At 74.3% G+C, this 11,934-nt stretch carries 13 protein-coding genes; 3 read left to right on the plus strand and 10 right to left on the minus strand.

Annotation, left to right across the window (positions count from 1 at the left end; translation table 11 throughout):
* Window positions 1–109 precede the first annotated feature (109 nt).
* The gene (locus tag ACZ5WK_RS33705; protein WP_465553288.1) at window positions 110–1,129 is read right to left on the minus strand and encodes a methyltransferase; all 1,020 of its coding nucleotides are present in this window, start codon (window positions 1,127–1,129) and stop codon (window positions 110–112) included.
* 221 nt (window positions 1,130–1,350) lie between these two features.
* Between ACZ5WK_RS33705 and ACZ5WK_RS33710 the strand changes: the two genes are divergently transcribed.
* A complete protein-coding gene (locus ACZ5WK_RS33710) occupies window positions 1,351–2,961 on the plus strand; it encodes an FAD-dependent monooxygenase (RefSeq protein WP_465553290.1) in 1,611 nt (536 codons plus the stop codon).
* A 109-nt stretch (window positions 2,962–3,070) separates the two neighbouring features.
* On the opposite strand, the gene ACZ5WK_RS33715 is transcribed toward ACZ5WK_RS33710, so the two are convergent.
* Together ACZ5WK_RS33715 and ACZ5WK_RS33720 are read right to left on the minus strand one after the other, a co-directional pair.
* The gene (locus ACZ5WK_RS33715; RefSeq protein ID WP_396325707.1) at window positions 3,071–3,928 is read right to left on the minus strand and encodes an LLM class flavin-dependent oxidoreductase; all 858 of its coding nucleotides are present in this window, start codon (window positions 3,926–3,928) and stop codon (window positions 3,071–3,073) included.
* 112 nt (window positions 3,929–4,040) lie between these two features.
* Window positions 4,041–5,231: a nucleotide disphospho-sugar-binding domain-containing protein gene (locus ACZ5WK_RS33720; RefSeq protein WP_465553292.1), complete on the minus strand. Its 1,191-nt coding sequence runs from the start codon at window positions 5,229–5,231 to the stop codon at window positions 4,041–4,043.
* A 293-nt stretch (window positions 5,232–5,524) separates the two neighbouring features.
* Here ACZ5WK_RS33720 and ACZ5WK_RS33725 point away from each other — a divergent pair, with 293 nt between their 5' ends.
* Window positions 5,525–6,262 (plus strand): SDR family NAD(P)-dependent oxidoreductase, encoded by a 738-nt coding sequence (locus ACZ5WK_RS33725; protein ID WP_465553294.1) that lies wholly within the window; start codon window positions 5,525–5,527, stop codon window positions 6,260–6,262.
* A gap of 69 nt (window positions 6,263–6,331) precedes the next feature.
* Here the strand turns inward: ACZ5WK_RS33725 and ACZ5WK_RS33730 are convergent, their stop codons facing one another.
* Window positions 6,332–6,664 carry an antibiotic biosynthesis monooxygenase family protein gene (locus ACZ5WK_RS33730; protein ID WP_465553296.1) on the minus strand — a complete coding sequence of 111 codons (333 nt, stop codon included), beginning with the start codon at window positions 6,662–6,664 and terminating at the stop codon, window positions 6,332–6,334.
* Between the two features lie 157 nt (window positions 6,665–6,821).
* Between ACZ5WK_RS33730 and ACZ5WK_RS33735 the strand changes: the two genes are divergently transcribed.
* Window positions 6,822–8,504: an FAD-dependent monooxygenase gene (locus ACZ5WK_RS33735; RefSeq protein ID WP_465553298.1), complete on the plus strand. Its 1,683-nt coding sequence runs from the start codon at window positions 6,822–6,824 to the stop codon at window positions 8,502–8,504.
* A 117-nt stretch (window positions 8,505–8,621) separates the two neighbouring features.
* On the opposite strand, the gene ACZ5WK_RS33740 is transcribed toward ACZ5WK_RS33735, so the two are convergent.
* The 6 genes from ACZ5WK_RS33740 to ACZ5WK_RS33765 all read right to left on the minus strand — a co-directional run bounded on the left by ACZ5WK_RS33740 (window position 8,622) and on the right by ACZ5WK_RS33765 (window position 11,930).
* Window positions 8,622–9,482 (minus strand): NAD(P)-dependent oxidoreductase, encoded by an 861-nt coding sequence (locus tag ACZ5WK_RS33740; protein ID WP_465553301.1) that lies wholly within the window; start codon window positions 9,480–9,482, stop codon window positions 8,622–8,624.
* 102 nt (window positions 9,483–9,584) lie between these two features.
* Window positions 9,585–9,893 (minus strand): antibiotic biosynthesis monooxygenase family protein, encoded by a 309-nt coding sequence (locus tag ACZ5WK_RS33745; protein ID WP_465553303.1) that lies wholly within the window; start codon window positions 9,891–9,893, stop codon window positions 9,585–9,587.
* Window positions 9,886–10,203 carry an antibiotic biosynthesis monooxygenase family protein gene (locus ACZ5WK_RS33750; protein WP_396323596.1) on the minus strand — a complete coding sequence of 106 codons (318 nt, stop codon included), beginning with the start codon at window positions 10,201–10,203 and terminating at the stop codon, window positions 9,886–9,888. The genes ACZ5WK_RS33745 and ACZ5WK_RS33750 overlap by 8 nt, the downstream gene beginning before the upstream one ends.
* Window positions 10,203–10,955 carry an SDR family NAD(P)-dependent oxidoreductase gene (locus ACZ5WK_RS33755; RefSeq protein ID WP_465553306.1) on the minus strand — a complete coding sequence of 251 codons (753 nt, stop codon included), beginning with the start codon at window positions 10,953–10,955 and terminating at the stop codon, window positions 10,203–10,205. Before ACZ5WK_RS33755 ends, ACZ5WK_RS33750 begins: the two co-directional genes overlap by 1 nt.
* Window positions 10,956–10,988: 33 nt before the next feature.
* Complete coding sequence (locus tag ACZ5WK_RS33760; RefSeq protein ID WP_465553308.1) at window positions 10,989–11,450, minus strand: anthrone oxygenase family protein; 462 nt, start codon at window positions 11,448–11,450, stop codon at window positions 10,989–10,991.
* A gap of 21 nt (window positions 11,451–11,471) precedes the next feature.
* Window positions 11,472–11,930, minus strand: a complete 459-nt coding sequence (locus tag ACZ5WK_RS33765) for an SRPBCC family protein (protein ID WP_465553310.1) — start codon at window positions 11,928–11,930, stop codon at window positions 11,472–11,474.
* Between the last annotated feature and the right edge of the window lie 4 nt (window positions 11,931–11,934).

An 11,934-nucleotide genomic window follows, 5' to 3' on the forward strand; every position in this document is an offset into this window, starting at 1 on the left:
CGGTCCTGCCGGCCGGGGCCGCCCCGGCCGGCAGGACCCACACCGGCGCCACGACGCCGACGCGCCCCCGGTCCGCCGCAGCGGACCGGGGGCGCCGTCGTACCACCCGTCAGGACGCCTTGTGGCAGGCGACCAGGGTGTCGTAGTCACCGAGCGGGGTGACCTCGGTGCGGGCGAATCCCGCCCGGCCCGCGTACTCCACGATCTCGGCCGCCGGGTACTCCGAGCCGCCGTCGGTGACCAGCAGCATGTCCAGGCTGATCACCAGGTTCTCCGCGTGCTCCGGCTCGTCGTCCAGCATCCGGTCGTAGACCAGCAGGGTCCCGCCCGGGTTCACCGCGTCGAACGCCTTGTGCACCAGCAGGCTGCGCTGCTCCGGGTCCCAGTCGTGCAGGACGTGGCCGAGGATCACCACGTCCGCCGAGGGCAGCGGGTCGGTGAAGAAGCTGCCGCCGTGGAACTCCAGCCGGTCGGTGAGGCCGAGGCCGGCGATCAGCTCCTTGGCGAACGGCTCCATCTCCGGCAGGTCGAAGACCTTCCCCGACAGGTGCGGCCGGGCGCGGACGATCTGCGAGGCGAGGTTGCCCCGGGCGCCGCCCACGTCCACCACCGAGGCGTGGCCGGACCAGTCGTACGCCTCGATCAGCTGGGCGCCGAGCACGTTGGTGAAGGCGTCCATGCTGCCGATGAACTGGCGCAGGATCTCCGGGTTCTGGGTCACCTCGTCGTAGTGGCTGCCGGACTGCTGCTGCCCGGTGCGCAGCGCCTCCTCCAGCCGGCCCCAGGCCGGGTAGAGGTTGCGGCTGGAGCGCAGCAGGAAGCCGCCGACGTACTCCTCGCCGCCGCGCACCAGGTGCCGGGTGGTGCCGGGCGCGTTGCGGTAGCGGCCGTCCGGGCGCTCCAGGATCCGCAGGGCCACCAGCAGGTCGAGGAAGTCGCGCAGCCCGCGGCCGTGCAGCCCGAGCAGCTCCCTGACCTGGTCGGCGGAGGCGGTGCCGCCGGGCGCGTTGTGCAGCTGTGTGAACAGGTCCAGTTCCACAGCGGTCAGCAGAGCCTTGGCATCGCAGAACGCGTTGCCGAGGCGAAGAATCCCGGCGGCGGTGCCGACGTCCGGGGCCTTGGTCGTCATCGGTGAGACTCCTTCCTGGACGCCTGCCAGCCAGGCGGCCAACCTGTCGCGCTGTGACGCTGTCAGGCGGAGATGGAGCACCCCTCGAACGTCCCTGGAGGACGGCGGACGCATCCCGGTCCGACCGGGATGCCAGGAATCCTCGAGGCGGCGTCGGTACCCCTGACGCAGTGCCGCGGACCGACCCCCGTCACTGTCCATCCGTTCATGAGGGGACACGCATGTATGACGTGAACATCCCTGTGCTGATCGTGGGAGCGGGGCCGGTCGGCCTCTCCACCGCTCTTTTCAGCGGTCGCCACGGGATCCGCACGATGGTGCTGGAGAAGCGCGACGGCACGTCGCTGCTGCCGCGTGCCCCGGGTCTCCAGGCCCGCACGCTGGAACTGTTCCGGGCGGCCGGCATCAGCGCCGACATCCGGGCCCTGGAGATGGGCGACTCCCACCCGTACTTCGAGGGCGGGATCATCCAGACCAGGACCTTCGCCGAGATCGACGACGCCGTGGTGCTCGAGGCACCCTCGCTGGACGGGCCGACCGTCAGCCCGGAGCGGGTGATGGGCTGCGGGCAGGACCGCTACGAGAAGGTGCTGGTCGCCAAGGCCCGCGAGTTCGGCGCGGACGTCCGCTTCGGCACCCGGCTGATCGAGTTCAGCCAGGACGAGGAGGGTGTCACCGCCGTCGCCGAGTCCAACGCCACCGGCGAGCGCTTCACCATCCGCGCCCGGTACCTGGTCGGCGCGGACGGGGCCAACAGCAGCGTGCGCCGGCTGCTCGGGGTCGAGCGGGAGGGCCGCGGCACCGTCTTCAACGCGCTGAGCATCTACTTCAAGGCTCCGGAGCTGGAGACCCTGCTCAAGGGCCGCAAGTTCATCCTCTGCTACGCCAGTGTCAACGACACCCTGATGGGCCTGTCCCGGCTGCACGGCTGCGACCCGTACCTCGCGGCCCCGATCTACCACCCCGAACTCGGCGAGAAGCCCGAGGACTTCACCGACGAGCGCTGTGTGGAGATCGTCCGGACGGCGGCCGGCAAGGCCGACCTCGCGGTCGAGATCGTCGACAAGGTGCCGTGGCAGGGCGCCCAGCTGGTCGCCGAGCGGTTCCGCACCGGCCGGGTCTTCCTGGCCGGCGACGCCGCCCACCTCCACCCGCCGGCCGGCGGCTTCGGCGCCAACACCGGCATCCACGACGCCCACAACCTGGCGTGGAAGCTGGCCGCTTCGGTCAAGGGCTGGGCGGGCGACGCGCTGCTCGACACCTACGACGCCGAGCGTCGCGCGGTCGGCTCGGCGATGGCCGCCCAGGCGATGGTCCGCAACCGGATCCGGCACGGCTACGCCACCGACCAGGACCGGGCCGAGATGGTGGACGACATCATCATCACCCTCGGGTACCGGTACACCTCCACCTCGATCACCGGTGAGGGCACGGGGCCGGTGCTCACCCCCCGGCTGCAGCTCACCGGCGAACCCGGCACCCGGGCCCCGCACGTGTGGCTGGAGCGGGACGGCGAGATCATCTCCACCGTCGACCTGTTCTGGGACGCGTACGTGCTGCTCACCGACGCGAGCGGCGACGCGTGGGCGGAGGCCGCCCACCGCGCCGCCGGTGAGCTGGGCGTGCCCCTGCGGGTGCACCGGGTCGGCCCGGAGAGCGAACTGCGGCCCAAGGACCGCGACTTCGCCGAGGCGTACGGGATCGGCGCGGGCGGTGCGGTGCTGGTGCGGCCGGACGCCTTCGTGGCCTGGCGCACCGGCGGCCCGGCCGGCGCCGACGGCGCCGCGGCGCTCACCGGCGCCCTGCGCCGGGCGGCGGGGCTGACGGACTGACGGCACCCGTGCCGGAAGGGCGGCCCGCTCCTCGTCGAGAGGAGCGGGCCGCCCTTCCGGTGGTGCGTCAGAAGCTTCCGGTGGCGCGCCGGAAGCTCCCGCTGGCGCGTCAGAGCGCGGCGTCCGCCAGCAGGCCGACCTGCTTGAGATCCGCCGTGCAGGGCAGCAGGATCAGCTCGTCACAGCCGGCCTCCCGGTAGGCCTCGACGGCCTCCCGGATGCTCTGCGGCTCGACCAGCACCCCGGAGGCCGTCCGCTCCGCCTTCGGGCCGACGAACGAGTAGTACGAGCGCAGGTACGAGCCGGCCACGCGCGCGGCGTCCGGGCCCAGGTGGGCGTAGAGGATCGCCACCATCCGGGGGCGCTCGGCGCGGCCCTCGTCGGCCCAGACCTGCCGGGCCCGGCGGACCAGCTCCGCGTACGCCGTCACCGAGTTGCCGCCGGCGATCCAGCCGGTGCCGAACCGGGCCGAACGCCGCATCGCCCACTCCGAGTGCCCGCCGACCAGCAGCGGCACGCCCTCCGGGCGCACCGGCGCGGGCCCGATCCCGGGCACCCGGCCGCGGCCCGCCCAGATCTCCCGCAGCTCGGCGAGCTGGGCGTCCAGCCGGGCGCCCCGGTCGTGGAACCCGGTGCCGGTGGCCGCGAAGTCGTCCTCGCGCCCGCCCGCCGCGACGCCCAGGACGAGGCGGCCCTCCGAGATGGCGTCGATGGTGGCGGCCTGCTTGGCGAGCAGCGCGGTGTCGCTGCGGTAGCCGGCGATCAGGATGGTGGTCACCAGCCTGATCCGCTCGGTCACCGCCGCCGCGGCCGCGAGCGAGACCAGCGGCTCGAAGTTGTCGTACACCAGCCGGTCGAGCACCCCGAGGCTGGCGAAGCCGCACTCCTCGGCCCGCCGCGCCCACCGGGGCACCGCGGGACCGAAACTGTCGGGCACGGTGGTGGGCAGCCCCACTCCGATCTCCAAGGCTCTCTCCTTCGTCTTCGTCGTCGGTGCGGTGGTTCGGTGTCGGTGTGTCGGTGTCGGTGGTTCCGCGTAGCCGCCGCCGCGGCGGTACCGCTGTGGTGCCGGCGGACGGTCAGCGGACCCCCGCCGCACGGCGGTCGGCGAGTTCCTCCAGCTCCGCGACCAGCTCCGCCGGGGCTGGCCGCTCCCCGTTGAGTTCGGCCAGCCGGCCGGCCGCCGCCCGCTCCGGGGCGGAGTCCAGCAGCCGGCGCACCTCGTCCCGCAGCCGCTCCGGCCCGGCCTCGTCACGGCTGAGCACCTCGCCGCAGCCGGTGGCCAGCACCCGCGCCGAATGGCCCGCGTGGTCCGGGAGCTGCGGCACCAGCAGCAGCGGCACCCCGGCCGCCAGCGCGGTCAGCACCGTGCCCGCGCCGCCGTGCGACACCACCAGCGCGGCGTCGTCGAGCAACCGGCAGAGCGGGGTGTCCACGGTGACCGTGACGTCGCCCGGCAGTTCGCCGAGCAGCGGCAGCTGGGCGGCCGAGACGGCGAGCACGACCTCGGTGCCGCCGTCGCCGCCCGCCTCGTGCGCGGCCAGGGCGGCCTGCGGGGCGAGGAAGTGTGCCGGCGAGAGCTTCGCCATGGTGTGGCCCCAGGTCACCACCACCCGCCGACGGCCGGCGGCCGGGCCGGGCAGCGGGGTGCCGGTGCCCGGGCCGTTGAACGGCAGGTACCGCATCGGGAGCCGCCGGTAGTCCACCGGCACCTGGAACTCGTCCGGGCACGGGTCCACCGTGACGGCCCCGAACGGGTCGACCGGCCCGGCCACGCCGTTGCGCTCGGCCAGCGGCGCCAGCACCCCGGGCAGCACGCCCCGGGCCCGCAGCAGCAGGTCCGTGCCGTAGAGCAGCCGGACGGCGGGCACCCCGGCCGCCGCCGCGGCGATCGGGCCGGCCAGCGCGGTCGGCTCGAACACGACCAGGTCCGCCCGCCAGTCCCGGGCCAGCGCGGTGAGCCCGTCCACCATCGAGTCGGCGTGGGCGTGGAACATCTGCATCGCCCGCGGCCCGCGCCCGGCCGGCACCGCCGGAGCCACCGGCGCGGGCACCGCCTCGGAGGACAGGAGATAGCCGCGGACGAGTCCGGCCGCGTCCACGTCGTGCCCCACCCGGGCGGCCGGCAGACCGGTCCGGACGATCTCCTCGTACAGCTCCGGCTGACTGGCGATCAGCACCTCGTGGCCGGCCGCCCGGCAGGCCCAGGCCAGCGGCACCAGCCCGTACAGGTGCGAGGGCCACGCCCAGGTTGTGAACAGTACCCGCATCGATCCGCCCCACCCTCCTCGGGAACGACAGTCCATCTGCCGCCCCGAAACGTCCCCGACGCTCCTCACGCCCCGATCGCGCCCCACTCGAACCGGCGCCGAGCACCCCTCGGCCGCACCCCGCCCGCCCCTGCGCCGGTGGCGGGCCCGGCCGCTCCCCCGTACCGCGACCACCCCGGCGCCCGCCGCGCCGCCCCCTCCGAGCGGGCGTCGAGGGGGCGTCGAGGGGGCCGCGAGCCGGGCACGGGAGGGTGACCCGGCCGATGTCCGGCGGCGGAGAAGGAGAGGCAGCGATGGACCAGGGACTGCACGGCAAGCGGGTGCTCGTCACGGGCGGCACCAAGGGAATCGGACGGGAGACCGTGCTCGCCTTCGCCCGGGCCGGGGCGACGGTCGCGGCGTGCAGCCGGGGCAGCGGCGCCGAGGCCGACGCGCTCGCCGAGGATCTGAAGGAGACCGAGGGGAACCACCTGCTGGTCCAGGCCGACGTCACCACCAGGGCCGGCGTCACCGAGCTGGCCGAACACGTGCGGGCGACGCTCGGCGGCCTGGACGTGCTGGTCAACAACGTGGGCTCGGACGGCCAGGTCTGGTTCACCGACCTGCCCGAGGACGAGTGGTACCGGGTGATCGACCAGAACGTGACCTCGGCGTACCTCGTGACCCAGGCCGCCCTGCCGCTGCTGCGCGACGGCGGCTCGATCGTCAACGTCGGCTCGTCCGTCGCCCTGCGCGGCCGGGTCCGCGGCGTCCACTACACCACGGCGAAGGCGGCCCTGATCGGCTTCACCCGGGCGCTCTCCAAGGAGCTGGGCCCGCGCGGGATCCGGGTCAACACGGTGGCACCCGGCCTCACCGAGACCGAGCCGGGGGCCGGGCTGCCGCCCGAGGCGGTGGAGCGGATCGTCGGGATGACGGCGCTGGGCCGGATCTGCCAGCCCTCGGACGTCGCGGGCGCGGTGCTGTTCCTGGCCGGTGACACCTCCGCCTACATCAGCGGCGTGACCCTGAACGTCGACGGCGGCGTCTGAGACCGAGGCGGGCGGCCCCGGACCTCGCGTCCGGGGCCGCCCGCGTGCTCCGCCGCCGGCGGAAACCGGTCAGTCCACGGCCGCGGCCCGCAGGTCGTGGACGATCCGGGTGACCGTCATCCCGCCGCCGGCCCGCAGCGGCCCGAGCCGGCGCCGGTGCTCCACGTGCGCCTCGCTGAGCTCGAACTCACGGAAGCTCGCCTCGTCGGCCCAGTCGGTGAACACGTGGTAGACCTCGCCGCCGCCCTCCTCGGCGTCCCGTACCAGTACCTGCCCCCGGTTGGCCGGGTGGGCCGCGATGAGCGTGCCGATCTCCAGCCAGACCCGTTCGAACTCGCGCTCCCGGCCCGGAACGATGTCCATCCGCAGGATCACCCGGACCGGTCCGTCGTGCTGCGCCATCCCCGCCGCCTCTCTTCCGGTCGCCGGGCCGGGCGGCCCGGACCGGGCCAGTGTGGCCGGGCGCGCTCGAATCCCGGTCAATGGGGCCCGTCTTGAGCCGGACCCGATGCCCGGTGGCGATCCTCTGCCTCCAGCCACCGCAGCAGAGGAGTACGGGATGACCGAACATCCGCACGTTCCGGTCCTGATCACCGGAGGCAGTCTGGTGGGGCTCTGCACCGCGCTGTTCCTCGCCCGGCGGGGGGTGCCCTGCCTCGTGGTGGAGCAGCGCACCGGGCTCTCGTCGCATCCGCGCACCCGGGGCGTCAACCCGCGTTCGATGGAGCTCCTGCGGGAGGCGGGGCTGGAGGAGGAGCTGCGTGCGCTGCCGTCGGCGCGCGCGCTGGCCCGCAACAGCGGGATGCTGCTGGCGACGTCGCTGGCCGGCCGGCAGCTGGGCGCCTTCCAGGAGGAGTACTACCGCGAGGTGGCCTCCGACCTGAGCGCGCTGTCGCCGACCACCTGGTGCCTCTGCCACCAGAACGAGCTGGAGGCGGTGCTGCGTTCGGCGGCGGCCCGGGCCGGGGCCGGGTTCCGGTTCGGCTCCGAGCTGGTCGGGCTGGAACAGGACGACACCGGGGTGACGGCCCTGCTCCGGGACGGTGCGGGCCGCACCGCCCCGGTCCGGGCGGACTACCTGGTCGGGGCGGACGGGCCGCGCAGCACCGTCCGGCGGGAGCTGGGCATCCCGTTCGGCGGCACCGGGCAGCTCGGGCGCTTCGTCGCGATCCACTTCCGGGCCGACCTCTCCACCGAGCTGGGCGACCGCCGGTTCATCATGTGCTACACCTTCAACTCCCGTGTGCGCGGCGCGTTGATCCCGCTGGACAATGCGAGCGAGTGGCGCCTGGACGTCATCGTCGACCCGTCGGTCGCCGACGACGTGGCTGCCGCCTTCCCGCCGGAACGCTGCCTGGAGCTGATCCGGGCGGCCTCGGGCGTGGACGGCCTGGCGGCCGAGGTGCTCGGGGTCGTCCCGTGGGAGGCGGCGGCGAAGGTCGCGCTCCGCTTCGGCTCGGGCCGGGTGTTCCTGGCCGGGGACGCCGCCCACGTGATGCCGCCGAGCGGCGCGTTCGGCTCCAACACCGGGGTGCAGGACGCCCACAACCTGGCCTGGAAACTGGCGGCGGTGCTCGCCGGGCAGGCCGCGCCGGAGCTGCTGGACAGCTACGAGGCGGAGCGGCGGCCGGTCTGCGCGGCCACCGTGCGCCAGGCGGTGCTGCGCCAGCAGGACCGGCCCCGGGGCGGGGACCGCCACGGCCGGCGCGGGGTCCCGCCGGGGGTCGTGGAGGACGTCACGCTCTGGTTCGGCTGGCGCTACCCCTCGCTCGGGCTCCCGGCCGCGGCGCCGGACGGGCCGGTGACGGCGGACGGGGCGCCGGACGGACCGGTGACCGCGGACGGGGCGCCGGAGGTGTGGGCCGTCGACCCGCGCGGCCTGCCGGGAAGCCGGGCCCCGCACGTGCGGCTGAGGCGGCCCGGCACCGGGGAGCTCTCCGCCCTCGACCTCTTCGGCCGCTCGGCCGTGCTGCTCACCGGCGCCACCCCGGGCCGCTGGCCGGCCGCGGCACGGGCGGCCTCCCGGCTGCTCGGCGTCCCCCTGGCGGTGCACGGCATCGGCGGCGTGGGCGAACTGTCGGACCCGGACGGCACCTGGGCCAAGTCGTACGGGGTGAGCGAGGCGGGCGCGGTGCTGGTCCGGCCGGACGGGGTGGTGGCCTGGCGCTCCCCCGGTGTGCGGGAGGACGCGGAGCACGCACTGGGCGCGGCGCTGGCCCGCCTCTACGCCCGGAGCGCGTAGCGCCGGCGGGCGGGACGCACGGAACGGGCCCGCGCCGGCTCGGCGCGGGCCCGTCGGGGGATCGGCGGGACCGGGGCCACCGGGAGGACCGGTGGCCTGCCGGCCCGTCGGGGGCCCTCAGATGTGCTCGATCACGACCGAGGCGTCCTTGTCGCCGTCGCCGGCCTCCACGACGGCGGCGAAGCGGGCCCGGACGGTCTCCAGCACCGGCATCGCCACCCCCGCGTCGGCGGCGTCGGCGACGGCGAGGCGCAGGTCCTTCTCCATCAGCTCGGAGCGGAAGAAGGCCGGCCGGTAGCTGTTCTTGCGCATCAGTTCGGCCCGGAAGCGCATCACCTGGGAGCTGAAGCCGCTGCCCGCGATGGAGGCGAGCAGGCGGTCCCGGTCGAGGCCGGCCCGTTCGCCGTAGGTCACGGCCTCGGCGAGCGAGGCGACCTGGGCGCCGAGCAGCAGGTTGAGGATGAGCTTGGCGGTGGCGGCGGAGCCGGGGGCGCCGAGCGGGACGAGTTCGGAGCCGATGGTCTCCAGGACGGGCCGGACGGCCTCGACGTCGCGGTCCTCGCCGGAGAGGAACACCCGCAGCTGCCCCTCCCGTGCCTGGATCGGGTTGCCGACGACGCACGCCTCGACCCGCCGGAGCCCTCCGGCGGCCAGCCGGGCGGCGGCCTGCCGGGCGTACTCGGGCGAGACGGTGGAGGTGTCGATCACCAGGGCGCCGGGGGCCAGCACCGGGACCACCTCGCCGAACAGCACCTGCTCGACGGCGGCCTCGTCGCTGAGGCTCAGCAGCACGGTGCCGGCACCGGCGGCGGCCTCGGCCGCCGTCGCGGCCACCACCGCGCCCTCGGCGCGCAGCGACTCGGCCCGGCTCGCGGTCCGGTTGTGCACGGTCAGCGGGTGTCCGGACCGGAGCAGGCGGTGGGCCATGCCGCCGCCCATGCTGCCGAGTCCGATGAACGCCAGTCTCGCGCGGCTCATAGTGCTGCCTTCCTTCATCCGTCGTGCTGGTGGGAACGTGCGGGCAGAAGGCTGTCCCCGGCACCGGGGGTGAGCGCCGGGGACAGCGGTTCGGGGCGGCGGTCAGTACGCCGCGTCGACCTGGTAGATCGCGAAGGGGGTGCCGGTGCGGTTGTCCCGGAAGGGCCGCAGCGGCGCGGTGTCGTCGCGGTGGCCCGCACCGCGCTCCCACGCCTCGAACGCGGACCAGCTCTCCCAGCGGCTGACCACGACCAGCGAGGACGGGTCGTGGTCCTGCCGCAGCAGTTCGTTCCCGAGCATCCCGGGCACCGCGGCCAGTCGCCGGCTCACCTGGTGGTAGGCGGCCCGGACGGCCGCCAACTCCTCCTCGTCGCGCGCGATCTGGTACACCAGGACACGCACCTCAGGCATGGGCGGCCGCCCGGCCCCGGATGTGCGAGACCACCTCCATGGTGTGGAAGGACGCGCCGCTGCGGTACGGGTACAGCCGGGCCCGATGCTCCAGGTGGGCCTGGCTCTCCTCGAACTCACGGAAGCGCGGCTCGTCCAGCCAGTCGCTGACGATCCAGTAGACCCTGTCCTGGTGACTGTCCTTGGAAAGCCACTGGCCGAGGTTGGCGGGGTGGCCGGTGACGGCTTCGGTGCCGCGGTGCCACTCCTCGACGAACGCGGTCTCGGCCTCGGGCCAGATCTCCATCCGCAGCATGACCCGGAACGTCATCAGGAGATCCCCCCGTCCACGCTGACGGTCGAGCCGGTGACGTAGCGGGAGAGGTCGCTGGCGAGCCAGAGGACCGCGCCGGCCACCTCCTCCGGGGTGCCGAGCCGGCCGAGCGCGGTCTTGGCGCTGTACCGCTCGACCATCACCTGCTGCTGCTCCTGCGGCATCCGGTGCAGGTTCTCGGTCTCCACCACGCCGAGCGCGACCACGTTGAACCGGATGCCCCTGGCGCCGAACTCCTTGGCCAGCGAGCGGTTCAGCCCGACCAGCGCGGCCTTGGTGGCGGTGTAGTGGGAGCGCAGCGGGATGCCCGCGTCGACCGCCTTGGAGCCGATGCTCACCACCGAGGAGCCGCCGTGCAGCAGCGGCAGCGCGTGCTGGATCACCAGGTGCGCGGCGGTGACGTTGGTGGTGAAGACCCGCTGGAACTCCTCCAGCGGCAGCTCGGCGTACGGGATGTGGCTGATCGCCCCGGCGTTGTTGACGACCAGGTCGAGCCGGCCGTACGCCTCGCCGGCGCGCGCCACCAGGTCGGCGACCTCCTCGGGCCGGGTCACGTCGGCCCGCAGCACCAGGTGGTTGCCGCCGGTCTCCTTCAACTCGCGCTCCAGCGAGCCGACGTAGTCGCTCTGCTGCTGGTAGCAGGTCACGACATCGACGCCGGCCCGGGCGAGGGCGAGCACGATGCCCCGGCCGACGCCTCGGGTACCGCCGGTGACGAGGGCCTTCTTGCCCTCCAGGGCCAGATTCATGGTCTTCCTCCGTGTGGCTGTGGGGGTCGGTGGTCAGAGCAGGGCGGCCAGCGCTGCGCAGTTGGCGACGAAGGCGAGGATGGCGAGCAGGCTGCGCCTGCGGTTCCACGGCCCCCAGACCGCGCGCGGGTCGAGTTCGGCGAAGTTCTCCGGCAGGTTGTCCGGGTCGATGCCCTGGATCCACTTGTTGACCGGGACGTTCTTGGTGAGCGAGATGGCGATGGTGACGGCGGCGAGCGCCGCGGCCGCCAGGCAGAGCAGCCGGGCGGCGGTGCCGGAGCCGCCGGCGGCCAGCACCAGGTCACCGGCCAGGGTGCCGACCAGGCAGATCGGCATCAACGGGTCGTAGCGGGTGGCGAAGAACGCGTGGGCGTGCACGTAGCGGTCCGGTGGCAGCGCGGCCAGCAGCGGCCAGCCGCCGAGCTGGGTGCCCAGGAGCACCCCGGCGGCGAGGCCGTTGAGCAGTACCACCAGCGGGGCGAGCAGTGCGGTCACCGGAGGTCCCTTCCCGGGGTGTCAGGCGCGGGCGCGGGCGGCTGCCTCGACCTTGTCCTTGATCAGGTCCATCTGGACGGCGGTGTTGCGGTTGAGCCGGTCGGTCATGGCCGCGTCGTCGACCGGGGCCTGCGGCTTCATGTGGAAGTCCTGGATCCAGCGCATCCGGACGCCGGCCACCTCCTCGGTGTACTCCCAGCGGATGTCCATGTACTCGAACGGACCGGTCTCGACCCGGTGCGCCGTGACGGTGCGGGTCAGCGGGTCGGGGGTGCGCCGGGAGACCCAGCTCCACACCGCGCCGTTCTCGTCGGGGTGCATGGTGAGCCGGAAGGTGACGGTGGCGCCGTCGCGTTCGAGCACTTCGGCGGAGGCGTACTCGCTGAACAGCCGCGGCCAGTTCTCCAGGTCGTTGGTGATCTCCCAGACGGTCTCCAGGGGGGCGTCGATGACGATCGAGTTGTCGGTGTGACCGGCCATGGCG

The sequence above is a fragment of the Kitasatospora sp. NPDC032757 genome (genome assembly GCF_055579305.1).

Coding starts and splice junctions, on each gene's coding strand:
- ACZ5WK_RS33705 (WP_465553288.1), bottom strand. CDS start 1,129: ATGACGACCAAGGCCCCGGACGTCGGCACCGCCGCCGGGATTCTTCGC.
- ACZ5WK_RS33710 (WP_465553290.1), top strand. CDS start 1,351: ATGTATGACGTGAACATCCCTGTGCTGATCGTGGGAGCGGGGCCGGTC.
- ACZ5WK_RS33720 (WP_465553292.1), bottom strand. CDS start 5,231: ATGCGGGTACTGTTCACAACCTGGGCGTGGCCCTCGCACCTGTACGGG.
- ACZ5WK_RS33725 (WP_465553294.1), top strand. CDS start 5,525: ATGGACCAGGGACTGCACGGCAAGCGGGTGCTCGTCACGGGCGGCACC.
- ACZ5WK_RS33730 (WP_465553296.1), bottom strand. CDS start 6,664: ATGGCGCAGCACGACGGACCGGTCCGGGTGATCCTGCGGATGGACATC.
- ACZ5WK_RS33735 (WP_465553298.1), top strand. CDS start 6,822: ATGACCGAACATCCGCACGTTCCGGTCCTGATCACCGGAGGCAGTCTG.
- ACZ5WK_RS33740 (WP_465553301.1), bottom strand. CDS start 9,482: ATGAGCCGCGCGAGACTGGCGTTCATCGGACTCGGCAGCATGGGCGGC.
- ACZ5WK_RS33745 (WP_465553303.1), bottom strand. CDS start 9,893: ATGCCTGAGGTGCGTGTCCTGGTGTACCAGATCGCGCGCGACGAGGAG.
- ACZ5WK_RS33750 (WP_396323596.1), bottom strand. CDS start 10,203: ATGACGTTCCGGGTCATGCTGCGGATGGAGATCTGGCCCGAGGCCGAG.
- ACZ5WK_RS33755 (WP_465553306.1), bottom strand. CDS start 10,955: ATGAATCTGGCCCTGGAGGGCAAGAAGGCCCTCGTCACCGGCGGTACC.
- ACZ5WK_RS33765 (WP_465553310.1), bottom strand. CDS start 11,930: ATGGCCGGTCACACCGACAACTCGATCGTCATCGACGCCCCCCTGGAG.